Below are 2200 nucleotides of genomic sequence, written 5' to 3'. Positions count from 1 at the left end.
CGTTACCATTACCTAAATCCTTCATGACTCGCGTAATTGGCTTGATGAGCGGTACCTCGATCGACGGCATTGATGCTGCTCTGGTTGAAATCGCTGGCTCCACTCACGATCTTCAAGTCCACCTGATTGCAGGAGAGACTTATCCCTACTCGTCGGACCTGCGTCAGCAAGTTCTGGCTGTGTGCGGTGGGGCACCCCTCTCTATGGCAGAACTTGCCGAACTCGACGATCGAATTGCCTACGAATTTGCCAACGCCGCGATCGCGCTGCAAGCCGAACACCTCCACGCTGATCTCATCGGCTCCCACGGTCAAACGGTGTACCATCGTCCACCTCGACCCCCCAGCAGCGAGGAGCGAAAAGTCAGCCTGATCACTCCTGCCCTCGGCTACAGCCTCCAGCTTGGTCGTGGAGCCTCGATCGCGGCTCAAACGGGAATCACCACCATCAGTAATTTTCGGGCTGCCGACATTGCCGCAGGAGGACAAGGGGCACCACTCGTTCCCGCTGTCGATGCGTGGCTATTGCGACATCCCACGCTCGATCGCTGCGTTCAAAATCTCGGTGGCATTGGCAACGTCACGTATCTCCCTGCAACCAAACGAGCTGCCGACTCCTCTATCCTGGGATGGGATACCGGACCCGCCAATCTGCTCCTTGATCTCGCAGTGCAGCAGCTATCCAATGGGGCAAAAACCTACGACAAAAACGGCGAGTGGGCAGCGAGCGGCACACCATACCCAGCCTTAGTCGATCGCTGGCTTCAGCACGCATTTTTTCAAACCCCTCCACCCAAATCAACTGGGCGGGAACTCTTTGGGCTGCCCTACCTTCAACAATGCATGACTGATGCTAAGGACGCTGCGCTCAGTGATGCAGACTTTCTGGCGACATTGACCGAGTTTACGGCTGGCTCGATCGCTGACAGCTACCGCCGATTTTTACCCCACCTGCCGGACCAAGTTTTGCTGTGCGGTGGCGGAAGCAAAAATGAGTATCTGAAGCAGCGAATTCAGCGGCATCTCTCGTCGGTAGCCGTTTTGACTACAGATGATGTTGACATCAGTGCAGACTTTAAGGAGGCGATCGCGTTTGCAGTGCTGGCATATTGGCGAGAGCAGGGAATTCCTGGTAATCTTCCAGACGTGACCGGAGCCAAAGCGCCAGTATGCTTAGGAGAGATTTACCCAGTCGATGCAAACGCTGCGTGCTAGCATGAGGTACCCAAGCATCGAATTTTGCACAGCAACCGAGCAATCAGGACAAGGAATAGCGCTGTGGCTCACACATTTCTGATGGAGGCGGGACGCTGGACCCTACAGGGAAACTGGCTAGAGCGCAATGGACTGCCCGTTCCGGTAAAGGGCAGAACGCTGGTGGGCTGGAGTCGAGATGACTGGTTCACAATGGTGACAAAGCTTGTGTTTCCCGGCACTGATCGGGAGGAAATTTCCTTTCAGTATCGCGGTCGTTTGGATGCTGGAGAACGGCAGTACACCTTTGTGCTACAGCACAGTCTGCTCGGTCGTGTGGAAGGCGAAGGCTGGGTGGCACAGGATTCGATCGTGCAGCGGTATTGGGTGCTCGGCGATCGTCAGCGGCGCAGTGGCTTTGAGACGCTGTACCGCATGGACGATAACATCTACCAACTTTCTAGCAGCTTGATGGCAGGACATTACCTCACCAGCACAATGGAAGCAACGCTAGAACGTCAGCCGGAGTAAGGAATTGAGGAGCTAGGGAGCAATCCTTTAAAACCACATCCTCAAAAAATGAGCCGTTAGAATCGCGTTGGGGATAACTAATCTCAAGCAGCAGTTCACACAATCCTTAAAGTCTTCGCTAAGGCGTTTACTGTCTGAACGCGAGATTCAGGCTAGACCTTCTACAGTTGTTTTATGACGACAGATCCCAGAATTGGACGCTCACTCTCGAATCGCTACCAACTTGTACAGTTGGTTGGCAAGGGAGCAATGGGGACGGTTTATCGTGCGGAGGACACTCTACTAGGGCGTGTTGTTGCCGTCAAATTTCTTTCCCAAGCGCTTCTCAATCCCAAAATGCGCGATCGCTTCCGCAACGAAGCTCGGACGTGCGCTCAGTTAGGGCAGAAAAGCATTCACATTGTGAATGTGACAGACTACGGCATTGACGAAACGCACGGTGACAAGATGCCGTTCTACGTCATGGAGTATCTGCA

Annotated in this window: 2 protein-coding genes and 1 pseudogene; all 3 read left to right on the top strand. The window is 54.0% G+C overall.

Features of this window, described 5'->3' with window-relative positions; genetic code table 11:
• Positions 1 to 23 precede the first annotated feature (23 nt).
• Positions 24 to 1214 (top strand): anhydro-N-acetylmuramic acid kinase, encoded by a 1191-nt coding sequence (locus tag H6F43_RS01175; protein ID WP_190340197.1) that lies wholly within the window; start codon positions 24 to 26, stop codon positions 1212 to 1214.
• Between the two features lie 63 nt (positions 1215 to 1277).
• A complete protein-coding gene (locus H6F43_RS01170) occupies positions 1278 to 1724 on the top strand; it encodes a hypothetical protein (RefSeq protein WP_190340196.1) in 447 nt (148 codons plus the stop codon).
• A 174-nt stretch (positions 1725 to 1898) separates the two neighbouring features.
• Positions 1899 to 2200 (top strand): annotated as a pseudogene (locus tag H6F43_RS01165) (serine/threonine protein kinase); the annotation flags it as partial.

Origin of the sequence: Leptolyngbya sp. FACHB-36, assembly GCF_014695955.1 — a bacterium.
In the GTDB taxonomy this organism is placed as follows: domain Bacteria; phylum Cyanobacteriota; class Cyanobacteriia; order Leptolyngbyales; family Leptolyngbyaceae; genus FACHB-36.
This window is presented reverse-complemented; position numbering and strand designations above follow the sequence as displayed.